The organism is Shewanella sp. SM101, from assembly GCF_025654465.1.
GTDB classification, from domain to species: domain Bacteria; phylum Pseudomonadota; class Gammaproteobacteria; order Enterobacterales; family Shewanellaceae; genus Shewanella; species Shewanella oncorhynchi.
The window spans coordinates 18,786-33,253 of the sequence record NZ_JAKKRH010000031.1; the positions used below are offsets into that span (position 1 = coordinate 18,786).

General features: G+C 45.7%; 12 protein-coding genes. 8 read left to right on the plus strand and 4 right to left on the minus strand.

Annotation, left to right across the window (positions count from 1 at the left end; translation table 11 throughout):
- Positions 1 to 214: 214 nt before the first annotated feature.
- Positions 215 to 715 carry a glycine cleavage system protein R gene (locus tag L5M38_RS16585; RefSeq protein WP_263179712.1) on the minus strand — a complete coding sequence of 167 codons (501 nt, stop codon included), beginning with the start codon at positions 713 to 715 and terminating at the stop codon, positions 215 to 217.
- 200 nt (positions 716 to 915) lie between these two features.
- Between L5M38_RS16585 and L5M38_RS16590 the strand changes: the two genes are divergently transcribed.
- The 4 genes from L5M38_RS16590 to phoU all read left to right on the plus strand — a co-directional run bounded on the left by L5M38_RS16590 (position 916) and on the right by phoU (position 6,525).
- Positions 916 to 3,174, plus strand: a complete 2,259-nt coding sequence (locus tag L5M38_RS16590; protein ID WP_263179714.1) for an ABC transporter permease subunit — start codon at positions 916 to 918, stop codon at positions 3,172 to 3,174.
- A 59-nt stretch (positions 3,175 to 3,233) separates the two neighbouring features.
- The gene (gene pstA / locus L5M38_RS16595; RefSeq protein ID WP_028760532.1) at positions 3,234 to 4,892 is read left to right on the plus strand and encodes a phosphate ABC transporter permease PstA; all 1,659 of its coding nucleotides are present in this window, start codon (positions 3,234 to 3,236) and stop codon (positions 4,890 to 4,892) included.
- 33 nt (positions 4,893 to 4,925) lie between these two features.
- Positions 4,926 to 5,744: a phosphate ABC transporter ATP-binding protein PstB gene (gene pstB, locus L5M38_RS16600; protein ID WP_028760531.1), complete on the plus strand. Its 819-nt coding sequence runs from the start codon at positions 4,926 to 4,928 to the stop codon at positions 5,742 to 5,744.
- A gap of 70 nt (positions 5,745 to 5,814) precedes the next feature.
- Positions 5,815 to 6,525, plus strand: coding sequence for a phosphate signaling complex protein PhoU (gene phoU, locus L5M38_RS16605; RefSeq protein ID WP_028760530.1), 711 nt, complete (start codon positions 5,815 to 5,817; stop codon positions 6,523 to 6,525).
- 643 nt (positions 6,526 to 7,168) lie between these two features.
- Here the strand turns inward: phoU and L5M38_RS16610 are convergent.
- The gene (locus L5M38_RS16610) at positions 7,169 to 7,936 is read right to left on the minus strand and encodes a DUF3800 domain-containing protein (protein ID WP_263179715.1); all 768 of its coding nucleotides are present in this window, start codon (positions 7,934 to 7,936) and stop codon (positions 7,169 to 7,171) included.
- A gap of 544 nt (positions 7,937 to 8,480) precedes the next feature.
- Positions 8,481 to 8,876, minus strand: a complete 396-nt coding sequence (locus tag L5M38_RS16615; RefSeq protein ID WP_113938895.1) for a VOC family protein — start codon at positions 8,874 to 8,876, stop codon at positions 8,481 to 8,483.
- 185 nt (positions 8,877 to 9,061) lie between these two features.
- Between L5M38_RS16615 and L5M38_RS16620 the strand changes: the two genes are divergently transcribed.
- The 3 genes from L5M38_RS16620 to L5M38_RS16630 all read left to right on the plus strand — a co-directional run bounded on the left by L5M38_RS16620 (position 9,062) and on the right by L5M38_RS16630 (position 12,561).
- A complete protein-coding gene (locus tag L5M38_RS16620; RefSeq protein ID WP_028760527.1) occupies positions 9,062 to 9,643 on the plus strand; it encodes a DUF502 domain-containing protein in 582 nt (193 codons plus the stop codon).
- Between the two features lie 398 nt (positions 9,644 to 10,041).
- Positions 10,042 to 12,018, plus strand: coding sequence for a BCCT family transporter (locus L5M38_RS16625; protein WP_105249669.1), 1,977 nt, complete (start codon positions 10,042 to 10,044; stop codon positions 12,016 to 12,018).
- A gap of 180 nt (positions 12,019 to 12,198) precedes the next feature.
- Entirely contained in the window at positions 12,199 to 12,561 is a 363-nt protein-coding gene (locus L5M38_RS16630) for a YajD family HNH nuclease (RefSeq protein ID WP_006081075.1), read from the plus strand.
- A gap of 57 nt (positions 12,562 to 12,618) precedes the next feature.
- On the opposite strand, the gene L5M38_RS16635 is transcribed toward L5M38_RS16630, so the two are convergent.
- The gene (locus L5M38_RS16635) at positions 12,619 to 12,852 is read right to left on the minus strand and encodes a DUF1289 domain-containing protein (protein WP_006085323.1); all 234 of its coding nucleotides are present in this window, start codon (positions 12,850 to 12,852) and stop codon (positions 12,619 to 12,621) included.
- Between the two features lie 164 nt (positions 12,853 to 13,016).
- On the opposite strand from L5M38_RS16635, the gene L5M38_RS16640 reads away from it, so the two are divergent.
- A complete protein-coding gene (locus L5M38_RS16640) occupies positions 13,017 to 14,366 on the plus strand; it encodes an SAM-dependent methyltransferase (RefSeq protein ID WP_263179716.1) in 1,350 nt (449 codons plus the stop codon).
- Positions 14,367 to 14,468: the final 102 nt, after the last annotated feature.

Here is a 14,468-nt window from a genome sequence, read left to right on the forward strand (position 1 = left end):
AACTTACAAACCCACTTGCCAGATTCCTATGCGCATTCCAACTATCCAGTATTGATTGCACTGGCTTAACTTAATTTGAACACCTTGCCGCGAATATCGGTTTTTAAACATTCTTTTAAGCGCTCTTAAAGTGCTGTTTGAAAGTGCCATTGCGAGTGCACTCTCTAAATGTATTGGTGTGCTAAGTGTTAGCTTGCCGTAAAAGTTAATGGCATTAACGGCTTAATCTATCGAGCACGAGATCATCCCCAAGAGCATAGAGGGATTCAACTAATTGATCTTCTTGGGCTAGATCTGTGAGTCCAAGGCCAATGGTTGCCCGAAACAAAGCTATACCTGTGTGGCCTGCGGTTTCATATTGACTACTAAACTGATCGATATTGATGCCAATTGCATTGATTTTATTGGATATATCGAGCACAAGTCCGGGTCTGTCATAGGCCACTAGGTTGTAACTTAAGCGTTTGATGGGCTTAAGAGCGACCGAGGTTTTGGAGTAGGTGAGGGACAGGCTATCGATGCATTCTAGGGCCTCAATGAGCTCATCCATGCGCAGTGACGGCACTTCGAGTAACAATATCGCGGCAAAGACACCGTCAATATGGCGTAATTCTGAGTCGAGCCAGTTGCCGCCATGACGACTCACAGCATGGGCGATTTGTTCTACTAATCCTTTTCTATCAGGTGCTTGTAGTGTGATTAAGTATCGTAGCATAGTGACTGACTCCTATTTTTTGTAAAAGGCACCTGTTTTAAAATGGGGTGTAACACAACTGTCATCTTTGCGTCATATAATCCAACGCACTTAGAATAAAGGATGTTGTTATTGCTCAGTTTACGTTCAAACAGTGTAAGCATAGCACTCGGCAAATCCTAGCGAAAAAACTCGCTAGCTATTAATAATAGAGGTTCTTAATGGAAAGTCAGGTCACTCAACCTGGTTCTGCATCGCACAGTATGCTTAAAGGCGGACGCTCGAATCGCAGGGCATTTAAGGATAAAGCGGCGCAAATCAGCGTCACTATCGGCGGCACTATGGTATTTGTCGCCTTATTGTTGATCTTCTTTTATCTGTTGTATGTGATTAAACCCATTTTCGACAGTGCTGATGTCATACCCGTTAAGAGTGTGAGTTATCAACACGCGGATGTGCCGACCTTAATGGTGGGTGCTGAAGAGCAAAATGAGGTGATGTACCGTGTGAGCGTTCATGGTCAAGTGGACTTCTATACTGTTGCCGACGGTAGCTTACTTTCTAGCTTTACCCCGACGTTACCAGCGGGTGTTACAGTCACCAGCGCCGCCGTTGCTGTACCGAGCGAACAACGTTTTGCGCTGGGATTAAGTAATGGTCAGGTCTTAGTGGCGGGCCTAGAGTTTGGTTTAACGTACCCCAATAACAAACGTTTAATCACACCTAAACTGCGTTATCCCGCAGGTGAAACCCCCATAACAGTCGATGAGACGGGCAGCGCGATTCATAAGCTGACCTTCACTTATAGCTCAGACAAAATGAGTTTTGCTTATCAAGATGAAAGTGGTGTTTGGCGCCTCACTCGTCTCGAAGGGCAAGAGAACATGATGACTGAAGAAGTGGAGTGGGTTTCTACGACGTCACAAATTCAAGATGCGCCGAAGAAAGTCTCCCACGAGCTGATGACGCCCGATCAACGTCAATTGATGTTGCAAACTGGCAATAAAATTTTCGTGTACGACATCCGTGATACTGACAGCTTAGATCTGCTGCAGGTGATTGATGTTGAACGTGCTAAGGCACAAGTCAATAACGTGGCTTTGCTGGCGGGAGCGAGTTCATTACTGGTCAGTTATGACACAGGTATTGTGGCGCAGTACTTCCAAGTTAATGGTGAAAAAGGGCGTTTATATCAAGAGATTCGTCAGTTTGATGACTTACCGCCCATCAGCTCGATTGCCTCTGAGTTTTATCGTAAGAGTTTCGCGACAGTGAGCCCTGAGGGTGAGCTAACACTACTCTATACCACGAGTCATCGTGAACTGTTTGATGCAAAGTTTGACCTTAAAAACCCCGGTAAAATGGGCTTTACCCCACGCTCAAACGGCATAGTCGTTGAGGCGGACAAAAAGCTGCATATCTTCAGTGTGGAAAACTCCCACCCAGAAGTGTCATGGAGCGCTATGTGGGACAAGGTGTGGTATGAAGGTTATCCAGAGCCTAAATATGTATGGCAATCGACCTCAGGTTCTGACGATTTCGAAGCTAAGCTGAGCTTAATGCCATTGGCCTACGGCACAATGAAAGCGGCATTTTATGCCATGTTATTTGCCGTGCCTTTATCCGTTGCTGGTGCGATTTACACGGCTTACTTTATGTCGCCTAAGGTGCGCGGTTTCGTGAAACCGACCATTGAAATCATGGAAGCATTACCAACGGTGATTTTAGGCTTCTTGGCGGGTCTGTGGTTAGCGCCACTGATTGAAGAACATCTCCCCGGCATTTTAATTCTACTGATCTTATTGCCGACCTCGATACTCACATCTGCCTATGGCTGGAGTAGGTTGCCGGGTAAGTGGAAACAACGTTTACCCGAAGTGTACCAAGAGCTGATGTTGATCCCTGTGGTCTGTTTCGTGGGTTGGTTCTCTTTTGCAGTCAGCCCAATCATCGAAGTGGCGCTGTTTGATGGTAATACCCGTCAATTCATCACTAATGAACTAGGGATCACCTTCGACCAACGTAACGCGCTGGTGGTCGGTATTGCCATGGGCTTTGCGGTGATCCCAACGATTTTCTCCATCGCTGAAGATGCCATTTTCTCTGTACCGCGTCATTTATCTAACGGCAGCTTAGCCTTAGGTGCGACGCCTTGGCAGACATTGACACGCGTGGTGTTGTTAACCGCCAGTCCGGGAATTTTCTCGGCCATTATGATGGGCCTTGGCCGCGCCGTTGGCGAGACCATGATCGTACTGATGGCCACTGGTAACACTGCCATCATGGAATGGAGTGTGTTCGAAGGGATGCGAACCTTGGCGGCAAACATTGCGGTTGAAATGCCTGAATCGGCTATCGGTAGCTCGCATTATCGTGTGCTCTTCCTTGCTGCGTTCGTACTATTCATCTTTACATTCTTCTTTAACACCATTGCAGAAGTGGTGAGACAGCGTCTACGTGAACGCTATAGCTCGCTGTAACGGGGATAAGACAATGACATTAAATACTATTTCGCCAGTGACCTTGAGAGGTTTGTGCAATGGGTAAGTGGGTAAAATCAGGCTCGCCATGGATATGGATGACGGGCGGTGCTGTGAGCATCAGTTTGATTGCCGTCTTAGGCTTATTATTGTTAATCGCATGGCGTGGCTTAAGTTACTTTTGGCCTGCAACCGTTTACCAGTGGGAGCTTGAAGATAACACGGGTGTACGTTCGACCTTAATTGGTGAGGTTTACGATAGGGAAGAAGTACCTACTGAGCGTTTGATTGCTGCTGGCCATGTGTTTAAGCAACATCCGGGCGAGTTTGTGACCCGTTACTTAGTGAAAACCGGTAACCGTGAATTTGTGGGTTTGGATTTCCGCTGGATATTAGGTACGGACATTGTTAGCCGTTCTGTGCCAAGCGAGGTCGCACTGATCGAGCGGGCTAAAAACGGTAACTTCTACGGTTATCCGATAGCCGTGATTGAAAATGGCAAGCGTCTTGATTTAGTAAATGATGCGATTGAATCTTCCTTAATGGAGCACATCGAACGCGCTGTTGCCTTATCGGACAAAGCGGTTGATTTGCAGAAGCAAGATATTGGCTCGATTAACTACGCCATTGAAAAATTGCGTTTGCAGGAGCGTCGTTTCGAGCTGGATGGGGAACTGACCGACAGTATTAAAGCTGAGTTGGTCGCCAAGAGAGCTCAACTGCAAGAAGATTACTTAGTGCTTGAAAAAGCGTTATTTGCCCTGCGTGATGATGCGGCGCGTGACTCGGTTATTGTCCGAGATATGCGCGGCGAAGAAGTTGAACTGAAGCTCGATACCGTTCTCGATGTGACCTATGTGAATCACTTAGGACTCATAGGCAAAATTGGTAAGTGGTTTGTCGGTATTGGACGCTTTATGAGTGACGATCCGCGTGAAGCCAACACTGAGGGCGGCGTGTTCCCCGCGATTTTCGGCACTGTGTTTATGGTGATGTTGATGGCGGTTATCGTAACGCCATTTGGCGTGGTCGCGGCGGTTTATCTACATGAATATGCTAAGAAAGGCCCTATTACTAAGATGATCCGTATTGCGGTAATCAACTTAGCGGGTGTGCCCTCGATTGTGTATGGTGTATTCGGTTTAGGTTTCTTCGTGTACATGATGGGCGGTTCCATCGACCAATTGTTTTACGCTGAAGCTTTGCCTGCTCCTACCTTTGGTTCGCCAGGGGTGATTTGGTCTGCATTAACCCTCGCGATTTTGACGCTGCCAGTGGTTATTGTGTCGACTGAAGAAGGGTTAAGTCGTATTCCAAGCGCGGTGCGTCAAGGTAGTTTGGCACTGGGCGCGACTAAGGCTGAAACCCTGTGGCGGATTGTGATCCCGATGGCGAGCCCAGCGATCATGACGGGTTTGATTTTAGCGGTCGCTCGTGCTGCCGGTGAAGTGGCACCGCTGATGTTGGTGGGTGTCGTTAAATTAGCGCCAACATTACCACTGGACTTTAACTTCCCGTTTGTGCATTTAGAACGTAAGTTCATGCACTTAGGGTTCCATATATATGATGTGGGCTTCCAGAGTCCTAACGTTGAAGCGGCACGTCCTCTGGTGTATGCGACCTCTTTCTTGCTGGTGTCTGTGATTGTGGCACTCAACTTGACGGCCATTAGCGTGCGTAACCACTTACGTGAAAAATATCGTTCGCTTGAGCACTAATCAGCGATTATCCTGAAAGTATTAGGACTAAATATGATTTCTATAGATTCGACAGCAATGAAAACCAATAACTTTGATTTAGCTAACTTAAGCCAGAACGACACCGCGCTGGAGATCCGTAACTTAGATTTGCGCTATGGTGATAAGCAAGCGCTGTTTAATGTATCGATGAAGATCCCCAAGAAGCAAGTCACTGCCTTTATCGGCCCCAGTGGTTGTGGTAAATCGACACTATTGCGCTGTATTAACCGCATGAATGACTTAGTTGATAATTGTCATATCGGCGGCGAGATATTGCTGCACGGCCAGAATATTTACGACAAAAAGATTGACGTCGCGGCCCTGCGCCGTAATGTCGGTATGGTGTTCCAACGCCCAAATCCTTTCCCTAAGTCGATTTACGAAAACGTTGTTTATGGCTTGAGATTGCAAGGGCTGAATAACCGTCGTGAACTCGACGAAGCGGCTGAGCGTTCATTGCGCGGCGCGGCGATTTGGGACGAAGTTAAAGACAGATTGCACGATAACGCCTTTGGTTTGTCTGGCGGTCAACAGCAACGTCTGGTGATTGCCCGTGCGATAGCCATTGAGCCAGAAGTGTTATTACTCGACGAACCAACATCGGCACTCGATCCGATTTCGACGCTGACGATTGAAGAGTTAATCACTGAGCTTAAGACGAAATATACTGTGGTTATCGTGACTCACAACATGCAACAGGCGGCGCGGGTATCGGATCAAACGGCCTTTATGTATATGGGTGAATTAGTTGAATATGCTGATACTAATACGATTTTCACCACGCCGAAAAAACGTAAGACTGAAGATTACATCACAGGACGTTACGGTTAATCGCTTGAGTATCGGATAAGGCCACCACGGCTTGGTATGGGTCAACAGTTAAGTAACAGGTTGGAACGCAATGGAAAACATGAATTTAAGTAAGCACATTTCGGGTCAGTTCACCGCTGAGCTGGATGATATCCGTAATCGAGTGCTCGCCATGGGTGGCTTGGTTGAACGTCAGCTGGAGCAAGCGATTGATGCCTTAAGTGCCCTCGATGCCGAGTTAGCTCAGCGGGTGATTGCAGGCGATCATAAGGTCAATGCGATGGAAGTCTCCATTGACGAAGAATGCACGCGTATTATTGCTAAGCGTCAACCTGCGGCCAGCGATTTACGCTTGATTATCGCTATTTCAAAAACCATCGCCGATCTTGAGCGTATTGGTGATGCCTGTGTACGGATTGCAAAAGCGGCATTAGATAAACGTTTGAATAATCAGCAGCCTTTGTTAGTTAGCATTGAAAATATGGGGCGTCATGCGACTCGGATGTTGCATGCGACTTTAGATGCCTTGGCCCGTATGGATGCCGATACCGCGTTAGAGCTGCATAAAGAAGATGCTAAGCTTGACCGTGAATATGAAGGCATCATTCGCCAGTTAATGACCTATATGATGGAAGATCCGCGTTCAATCCCAGACATACTCGACGTATTATGGGCAGCACGTGCAGTTGAGCGTGTCGGTGACCGCTGTAAAAATATCTGTGAATACATCATCTACTACGTGAAAGGCAAAGACGTTCGCCATACTTCCTACGAAGATATGGAAAAAGACATGAAAGGCTAACACACGCATTAATCTGCTGTTGTAATGCCATTAGCTGAATACAACGCTCCACAGTCTCTGTGGAGCGTTTTGCTTTTAGGGCTTTTAAATGTGGTTTAATAAATGCTGACTGCTTTTATAGACTGATTTGACAGGACTAATAGCAATAATGAGTCAATTCGATTTGGTAAAAACGCATTGGAAAATTCTGCAGGGCTATTATAGCTGAGTGAGCTGTAATTTTAGTTGCTAGGCGTTGGCTGGTATCCACACATATAGGCTTGCCATGGTACTTACTCACTGACACGGTGAATAGAAACCTAGGGTTTCTGAGCTTATGAACGAGAGTCATGGACGGCGAACTGGCTGTTAAATAGGGATGTTGCTCAAGTCCATCCTTGGGTGCTCGACCGCCCAGTCCATGGGGCGGACGGTCGTCTCGCTAATCACCATGGCTCACCTTTCGTGCATTCACGTAACATGTAGATTTAAAAGACATACGCAACACACTTTTGGGACAATTCCGAGTTAGACTTTTAGCTCGAATTAGTGAATTTCGAATTAAAATTTCTATGGGCAACGCCCTAATAATGGGCAAAATTGTTTGCTAAAATGTTGAGGAACGAAAACAGAAAACTGTTTTTTGTCCTTATTAATTAGCTTGTTATATTTCACTTGGCTCTACTGCCTTGATACTAAAATTAGGGGTAATTGCTTTTGTTGCAGGTCTTGACCTATTTTCAGATGGAAAGTGCCAAATGTTAAAGTCTTTGTTGGGATATGTGTCGTAAACCAGTTTATCCCAACCAAGCATATTAGCCATTTTAATGAATGCAGCTTCTTTTGCTACGGATAAAGTTAGATTAGGATTTAGGAACTTCATGTAGCCTGAATTTACTGCACCAGTTAAAATATCTACGACTTGCAAGCCAACGTGCTCTTTGGAATCATTCATTGTTACTTCTTGAATGGTTCTATCCGAGCCAAACTTTGCCAACATATTATTCGCAACAATACCAATAACTTCATCGTTCTTTTTATATTTATCACACTTTTGATCTATCAAAACGACCAGTTTGGATTTTACTTGTTTTGCAGTGTTTTTTAATAAATAAGTGTAGGTTTGATAAAATGCTTTTTCTCGATCTAATTTCCAGTTGTTGTAGATAGATTTTTCAACAACGATAGAGTGAAAACAGCATGAACTTCTTAGAACCATCGAGAGCAAATCTATACAGATATTTGCTTGCCCAGCACTATTCTTAATTTTTGACCATTTAAGTTCACCAACAATCCCTCGTTTTTTCTTTAAATCAAGAACGTAATTATTGAATTCGTTAACTTTAGATTTTGGGACACAAAGTAAACCAATAGAGTAACAGCGGTCACTTCCCGTCGTTCCACTTTCGTCGCCGTATACTAAATAGTCCAATTGAGTCTCCGTACTCTGTGTGAAATATAACGCCTTAGTATTTATGCGCTGCGCTGTCTGCAGGGCATAACTCGCTTGTTGGACTTGGCCGCTGCCACATCCGAGTCAATTGGTAAAATGATGCTATAGGAATTTGCTTTTTTGCGGTAGCAGTTTTTTATACAGTTTGATGGGTAATCACTTGATATCGTTTTAGCTTTTTCATTTTTCGCGCTTATTTTGCTGATGAATCGCTATTTAACGACTCAAAACTCCAAGGAATACACCTCCCCTCGGAGTTGCCGCAGGGCGAATAGAGCTCTTGATTTAATAAAGAGTGCGTGAGTCTCGGCATGGATGCTGAACTAGCTTTCGCAGGTGCAGGGACGCATCCTTCGGAAGCGATAGCAAATTTGTCAATGAGCACAAGGGGCTTTCAACTCCGTAGGGGAGTCTTGGAGCATCCAAGGAGGATAGGACGAGCAGTCCTCCTTGGTCGGGTGTGGGGTGAAGCCCCACGACTTTGACTTTGATTAAAAAATTCAAATGAAGTTTTTAACTTCGCTTATCCCGTGCAGGCGGGAAGATATTCTGATAACTCAAGCAGGTTATAATCTGGGTCGCGGATATAGACTGAGTTTATCCGGCCTGTGGCGCCGGTTCGTAGCACTGGGCCTTCAATGATTTCAATCTGAAGTGCGTTTAAGTGGGCGATCACTTCTTCTATGTTGTGGCTGACCACAAAACACAGATCGGCACTGCCGGGCTTGGCTGCTGCGGCTTTAGGTTCAAATTCTGCGCCCGCTTGATGCAAGTTAATCTTTTGGTCGCCAAAACTTAACGCAGTACGCTGATTGCCAAATACCACTTTCTTCATCCCGAGCACGGTTTGATAAAATTCGACGCTGACGGCGATGTCTTTTACGGTTAAGACCAAATGATCTAAGCGGGTTACGCGCATTTTACTTTCCTTAGAATGGCTCAGAGTGGGCTCTGAATTTGAACGCTGTCTCTATGCTTGAGACTATTACTGCCAGATACCTTACATCATGTGCTGGTGCAAAAGTGACTCTGTGGTAGCATTTGTGGCGTTTTTTGCGTAAATATTTTATGCCTTCTATATCCCTATGACTGAATGAGAGTGTTATGAAAAAAACCTTAGCCCGCGGCTTAATGAATCTATTACCTATGGCCTTGAGTTTGTGGCTGTTTTGGTCGTTGTTTGTATCGTTAGATGGTTTAGGAATTGTAATTTTAGAGTTGGTAGGGATTAACCAACACTTTGTCGGCGCGGGATTTATGCTGGTGGTGGCATTAGTTTTTGCCGTGGGCCTGCTGTTTTCGGTCAGCCCGATTGTGTGGCTTTATGGTTGGCTTGAGCGCCAGTTGATGCGTTTCCCATTGTTTAAATCGGTTTATGGCAGTATCCGTGATATCGCCTCTTTGATGAATCGTGACGGTAAGCCAACAAGCCAAAAGACAGTGTTAGTGAAACAGGCGAATGGCAGTTTTGTGGTGGGTTTTATTATGACGGATACGCCGCCACAGCCCTTGTTAGATGCGCTACCAGAGGGCGATTGGGTGCCTGTGTTGTTCCAATTGAGCTATCAAATGGCGGGCGTGACGAGCTTAGTTAAGCGGGATGATTTAATTATGGTTGATTGGTCGTTTGAGGAGGCGATGCGCTTCAATTTAACTGCTGGTATCTCGCAGTCACCGACTAAGTAATCCGATGAAGGTTTGTGCTTTTTAGCGTTTAAAATTAAATTTGATGATTTTTGTGGTATAATTTTTTGGCGACCAATATGGTTGCCATTTTTTATGCTGAATATTCTAGTAATATATTTGTTTTATGCTAAAGGTGGGTGTTAGCTGCCTTAGTGGTGTTAATTCTGTTTATCCATCAATCATTGGCTTAAAAAAGTCGAGTGTTGTTAATCCCGTTGTTCAGATCCTGTCGCGTTTAGCCATAGCGAGTCGTTGCCATGATCTTTGGGATTTCCCCCATACTGGTCATAGATGAGCCACGCAGTATTAACCAAATTTTAAGTATAAGTTTTGTCCTATCTCGCCGTTGGTATGTTGAGATATTTGGAGTGTGAACCCGCTAGAAATAGGGAGAGTCAATGTCAATCAAGTCTAGTATTAATCCGCCGGTATTTTATTCGTCGGTCTTTTTCATCATCTTGATGGTGATGATTTGCGCAGTATGGCCCACAGAGGCAAACACCTTTTTTAGATCAATGCAGTCATGGATAGAAATGAAAGCTGGTTGGCTTTACATTCTAAGTGTGGCGTTTTTCCTGATTTTTATCATATTTGTCATGGTCAGTCGCTTCGGCGATATCAAACTAGGACCAGATCATTCAGTGCCTGACTACAGCTATAAAAGCTGGATCGCCATGTTGTTTTCGGCGGGTATGGGCATAGGTTTGATGTTTTTTGGGGTCGCTGAACCTGTGATGCACTATCTGGCGCCGCCGGATGCAACCCCTGAGAGTCTTATTGCCGCAAAAGAGGCAATGAAGATTACTTTCTTCCATTGGGGACTGCATGCTTGGGCGATTTACGCTGTGGTGGCATTGAGTCTGGCCTATTTCTCTTATCGACATAAGTTACCGTTATTGCCGCGAAGTGCGCTTTATCCCTTAATTGGTGAACGCATCTATGGTCCTATTGGCCATACAGTGGATACATTTGCTGTGCTTGGCACTATGTTTGGGGTGGCGACATCACTGGGCTTTGGGGTATTGCAGGTCAATTCTGGGTTGAGTTATCTATTTGAAGGTTTACCTAATAATGCTGTGGTGCAGGTGTGCTTGATCATCGGCATTACCTTGCTCGCGACCCTGTCGGTATTTTCTGGTCTCGATAAAGGCGTGAAACGCTTAAGCGAACTTAATCTGGGTCTCGCGATTATTTTATTGCTTATCGTCTTGATCCTTGGCCCTACGGTTATGCTGTTGCAGGCTTTTGTGCAGAATACCGGTAGTTACTTAAGTGATTTAGTGGGTAAAACCTTTAACTTGTACGCTTATGAACATAAGGAAGATTGGCTCGGAGGCTGGACCTTGCTCTATTGGGGCTGGTGGATTTCCTGGTCTCCTTTTGTCGGTACCTTTATTGCACGTGTAAGCCGCGGCCGTACCATCCGTGAGTTTTTGATTGGTGTGTTATTTGTGCCATCGGCGTTGACCTTTCTGTGGATGACGGTATTTGGTAATACGGCGATTGATTCGATTATGAATCACGGCGCGACCTATCTTGCCGAGGCGGTGAATACCGATGTGTCAGTGGCCTTGTTTGTGTTTTTCGAGCACATGCCGTTCCCGACTTTACTCTCTGGGATTGCGATTTGTTTAGTCGTCACTTTCTTTGTGACCTCGTCGGATTCGGGATCCTTAGTGATTGATAATCTAACCTCGGGTGGTGATAACAATGCCCCCGTATGGCAGAGGATCTTTTGGGCACTGTTGCAAGGGGTTGTGGCCTCGGTATTGTTGTTAGCGGGTGGGTTACAGGCGCTGCAAACGGCGGCTATCGCCAGTGCTATGCCGTTCTTAGTGGTGATGCTATTCATGTGTCTGGGCCTATTTAAAGCCCTGAAAAATGATTGGCTGAAGATTAATAGCGTGCAGTTACACAATACTAGTGTGCAATACGCCAAAACTAATATGAGCTGGGAAGAGCGTATTGGGGTTTTAGTCTCGCATCCTACCCATGAAGAAGCGCAAGTGTTCTTGAATAATGTGGCTACGCCCGCTTTGTCTAAAGTGTGCCAACACTTTATGGCGAAAGGCATAGTGGCCGATCTTGAATACTTAGATGGCCGCGTGCGATTAGTGATCAGCAATGAGGTGAATTTACCCTTTGTTTACGGTGTACGAACGCGTTGTTTTGACATCACTAACCCAATAGGGACTGAAATCGAGCAAGGAAATACCTTGTATTACCGCGCCGAAGTGTACCTTGAACAAGGTGGTCAGCATTACGATGTGATGGGTTATACCGAAGAGCAAATCCTCGCGGATGTGGTGACTCAGTATGAAAAATACTTACACTATTTGCATCTGTCGAATGCCGATCATGCCCACGTAAGCTAAGTAACGTAAGCTAAGTAACGTAAGTTAAGTAAGCTAAGCCAGTAACGTAAATAGGCTTAGCCATTTACGTCTACAAATCGTGCACCATTAACCCGCAAAGTGCGGGATATATTGCCCCAAGTGATAACTCGGATTATCCTTGGGGCAATTTTTTTTAGGGTTTGTTTTAGGGATTACACTATGTCATCAGTGCCAGGCCAGAGTAAGTTAGATAAAGTATTAGCCGATGCGCGGGAGTACAAAGCTAAGCGTGAGGGCGGTTACCGTGAGCAGGCGTTAAAACTTTATCCTTGGGTGTGCGGCCGTTGTACCCGCGAGTTTACCCCGAAAAACTTAAGTGAACTGACAGTGCATCATCGTGATCATAACCACGATAACAACCCCTCAGACGGTTCAAACTGGGAGTTATTGTGCCTGTATTGCCATGACAACGAACATTCTCGCTTTGAAGAATTGATCCGCTACGGTAGCACCACAGAAACCAAGCAAGCGGCGGCGACCTACAATCCCTTTGCTGACTTGAAATCAATGCTGAAAAAATAGTCTTGTGGGCTGTTAGCAGGATGAGCTTGCGCAGAGGGTGGCGTTAGCAGGCGGCGTTTAGTCTTTGTCGGTTAAACGCGCTTCGGCAGCTAACCATTTATCACGGCTTAAAATATGCTGGTTTTCACTGCCTTCAAACAAAGCTTTACGGGCGGGAAGTTGCTGACAAATGGCTGCCTGTTGCGCTTCGCTGCTCGTGCGCCAACTGACGATTTCATCGATATGTCGAAAGCAGCCCATGCAGTAGTCTTCGTCATTTAAACCGCAGCGTGCGACGCAAGGTGAAAGCATAGGTGTCCTTTGGAGCCTTATGGCTAGTTAACCGAGTCTTCTCAGTTAACGATATGGATGAGTGTTTAAAGGCCGCGATACTAACATTTTTTCGCATAAAGTCATCCGTAGGGCAGATTTACTCAGCCTAATACGAGACAAGTATTTTTTACACTGGGCATGACGTGAACCAAGATAATCTGCAGCAACAATTCACTTACTCACAGCAATTTAGCAAGCTTAATCAGTTGCTTGAAAAGAGTGCTGCCCTGTGGCAAGTGCGTGCATTTGAAGTGAACGCTTTGCCTTGGGCACAGGATTTTCCGCAGTTGGCCGAAGCTGTGTGGGCGCTGGCTGACGATGAGCTTGATGGACTCGACGCCGAGCAATCTTTACTGGTTAAGGCGCTGTCACCGGCATTAAGCCAAGATCTTAGGGCATTAGGCCAAGATTGGGACTTGTCATTGCTTACCACTGCCATTGCTGATATTGCAATTACCTATACCACAAAGGTAGATAAAGCGCAGGACCGCGGTTTGTCCTTTGATGATGAGGCGCACTTTAGTGCTCACATTAAAGGCCGAAAATGGCAGCAAATTACCGCCTTTGTGCAGCATTTACCCCAGCTTAATTTACCTGTGCTGGAATGGTGTGCGGGTAAAGGGCATTTGGGCCGCTTGATTGCTAAAGCTCGCGGCGCCGAAGTGGTGAGCTTAGAATGGCAAGCGCCATTATGTGAAGCAGGGCAGGCTTTTGCTGATAAGTGGCAGTTATCGCAAACCTTTATTTGCGCCGATGCCTTTGCTATTGGCGCTGAGCACAGGGCTATAGCCACTGTCGAAACACCAGTTGAACATCCCTCAGCAGCGAATCCGTTAACAACTCATCCCTTAACTGCTCAGCAGCAAGCAGTTGCTTTGCATGCCTGCGGAGATTTGCATGTTCGGCTGTTAACGCTGGCGGCCGAGGCGGGCACGCAGGCATTGGCTATTTCTCCCTGTTGCTATCATTTAATTCAAGCGAGCCATTATCAGCCGTTATCCATTCTTGCTCAGCAGAGCAGCCTAAAGCTCAGTCGCCATGATTTACAGTTACCGCTACAGCAGAGTGTGATCGCTAATCCCAAACAGCAAGCGCTACGCCATCAAGAAATTGCGTGGCGCTTAGGCTTTGATGCACTGCAACGTGAATGTCGACAAATCGACGAATATTTACCTTTGCCCTCGTTAAAACAGAGCCAGTTGAGCGGCAGTTTTACGGATTTTTGCCTGTGGGCAGCCGAGACTAAGGTCGTTAATCTTGCAAAAAACAGGGATTTTGAAGCTTGGCTTGACGTTGGGCGACAAAGACAACAATTAACTCGCCGTATTGATTTAGTCGCGCATTTATTCCGCAGTGCACTGGAGCAGTGGTTAATCTTAGATCGCGCTTGTTTTTTGCAGGAACAAGGATATGGTGTTTGCGTGGGTGAATTTTGTGCAAACAGCGTCACACCAAGAAATACGCTGATTTTAGCGCAAAAAATGGCGGTATAATTTTGCGCGTCTAAAAATATGCTGTACTGTGATGTTTTTTATGAATTATTTCTATATTAGCGCATTTAAGTTTAGTGATAGTGAATTCAGGACCGTCGTGTT

Bases quoted from the DNA above. Each gene is read 5' to 3' on its own strand.
- L5M38_RS16615 (WP_113938895.1), bottom strand. From the start codon at position 8,876: ATGCGCGTAACCCGCTTAGATCATTTGGTCTTAACCGTAAAAGACATC.
- L5M38_RS16590 (WP_263179714.1), top strand. From the start codon at position 916: ATGGAAAGTCAGGTCACTCAACCTGGTTCTGCATCGCACAGTATGCTT.
- L5M38_RS16585 (WP_263179712.1), bottom strand. From the start codon at position 715: ATGCTACGATACTTAATCACACTACAAGCACCTGATAGAAAAGGATTA.
- phoU (WP_028760530.1), top strand. From the start codon at position 5,815: ATGGAAAACATGAATTTAAGTAAGCACATTTCGGGTCAGTTCACCGCT.
- pstA (WP_028760532.1), top strand. From the start codon at position 3,234: ATGGGTAAGTGGGTAAAATCAGGCTCGCCATGGATATGGATGACGGGC.
- L5M38_RS16620 (WP_028760527.1), top strand. From the start codon at position 9,062: ATGAAAAAAACCTTAGCCCGCGGCTTAATGAATCTATTACCTATGGCC.
- L5M38_RS16630 (WP_006081075.1), top strand. From the start codon at position 12,199: ATGTCATCAGTGCCAGGCCAGAGTAAGTTAGATAAAGTATTAGCCGAT.
- L5M38_RS16625 (WP_105249669.1), top strand. From the start codon at position 10,042: ATGTCAATCAAGTCTAGTATTAATCCGCCGGTATTTTATTCGTCGGTC.
- L5M38_RS16635 (WP_006085323.1), bottom strand. From the start codon at position 12,852: ATGCTTTCACCTTGCGTCGCACGCTGCGGTTTAAATGACGAAGACTAC.
- pstB (WP_028760531.1), top strand. From the start codon at position 4,926: ATGATTTCTATAGATTCGACAGCAATGAAAACCAATAACTTTGATTTA.